The organism is Chryseobacterium sp. SIMBA_038 (genome assembly GCF_046535115.1).
Lineage (GTDB): Bacteria > Bacteroidota > Bacteroidia > Flavobacteriales > Weeksellaceae > Chryseobacterium.
This window is the reverse complement of record NZ_JAWRXH010000203.1, coordinates 1-267: the sequence shown is the minus strand read 5'-3', so window position 1 is coordinate 267 and position 267 is coordinate 1. Positions and strand designations below refer to the sequence as shown.

The following is a 267-nucleotide window of genomic DNA, read 5'->3' as shown; positions in this document are numbered from 1 at the left end:
ATTTTGTTCCTACACCCGTTGGGAACCTTGAGGATATGACCTTTAGAGCAGTGAATGTTCTTAAGGAAGTAGATTATATTTTATGTGAAGACACCAGAACTTCTGGAATGGATCCACAACAACAAGGCTACGGGAACAACTTCCATTGTATACACTGATAATGATGAATACATTGCAAGACGTAATGGTTATAATGGGAATCCTGGGCTGGTCGTGTATATCAATACATCATCAAGCTGGCAGGAACGTTGGATTGAAACTAATTGG

Annotated in this window: 2 pseudogenes; both read left to right on the top strand. The window is 39.7% G+C overall.

From position 1 onward, the window contains the following. Positions 1 to 110, top strand: a pseudogene (locus SB689_RS23290) (SAM-dependent methyltransferase); the annotation flags it as partial. Further along, positions 103 to 267 (top strand): annotated as a pseudogene (locus SB689_RS23285) (alpha-amylase domain-containing protein); the annotation flags it as partial. The pseudogenes SB689_RS23290 and SB689_RS23285, both read left to right, overlap by 8 nt.